Annotated in this window: 1 protein-coding gene; it reads left to right on the forward strand. The window is 40.8% G+C overall.

The window, feature by feature from the left end; all coding sequences use genetic code 11:
- A partial coding sequence (locus AC1DUW_RS29750; protein WP_477644297.1) for a M42 family metallopeptidase occupies positions 1-938 on the forward strand: 938 nt, incomplete at its 5' end.
- Positions 939-1,181 lie beyond the last annotated feature (243 nt).

The following is a 1,181-nucleotide window of genomic DNA, read 5'->3' on the forward strand; positions in this document are numbered from 1 at the left end:
TGGAGAGCAAGCAGGTACCCTATCAAATCACGAATAAAGGAGCATTGTTAGCTACTTTAAAAGGTGAAGATGATACCAGACATCGTTTGCTGACAGCACATGTCGACACACTGGGAGCTATGGTCAAGGAAATTAAGCCGAATGGACGTCTGAAATTGACGATGATCGGTGGTTTCCGCTGGAATTCAGTGGAAGGGGAATACTGCAAAATTCATACGGCTGACGGAGCTTATGTCACAGGGACGATTCTAATCAATCAAACGTCTGTGCATGTGTATAAAAATGCCGGTGATGCCAAACGTAATGAGGAGACAATTGAAGTCCGTATTGACGCAGTTGTGAAATCAAAAGCGGAAACAGAGGCAATTGGCATCTCTGTTGGAGACTTTGTATCATTTGAACCAAGGGTAGAATTCACAGAGACTGGCTTTTTGAAATCAAGGCACTTGGATGATAAGGCAAGCGTTGGCATTCTTCTTCATATCATTGACCTGATTTCTGCAGGGAAGATTAAATTGGCATATACCACTCATTTCTTGATTTCTAACAATGAAGAAATAGGCTATGGCGGGAATTCTAATATCCCAGAGAAAACAGTTGAATATCTAGCCGTTGATATGGGAGCAATCGGTGATGGCCAAACGACGGATGAATACAGCGTTTCCATTTGCGCCAAAGACTCTTCCGGTCCCTATCACTATAAATTGCGTCAGCATCTTGCCTCACTTGCTAAAGCAAACGGTATTGACTATCGCGTCGATATTTATCCGTATTATGGATCGGATGCTTCCGCAGCAATCCGAGCAGGATACGATTTGGTTCATGGCTTGATCGGTCCGGGAATTGACGCATCTCACGCCTTTGAAAGAACACATATGTCTTCATTAAAGCATACTGCAAATCTAATCTYGCATTATATACAATCAGAACTAGTATGATTGAAAAAAAGCCCACACTCATTACATACCGAGTGTGGGCTTTTTAGGCAGAAGCATCCTTTTTGAAATTTTAGCGATAATCCAAATTTTACTCGTGATTTTATAACATTTACTCGTGAATTTTGCCAATTTACTCGTGAGTTTTGATCCTTTACTCGTAAGTACATGAGATTTACTCGTATATTAAAATTACCTTACGTCCCGACAATTTTTATAATTGTAATTCTTGTGGAGGTTCACCAT

The organism is Peribacillus sp. P4_C12, from assembly GCF_056402095.1.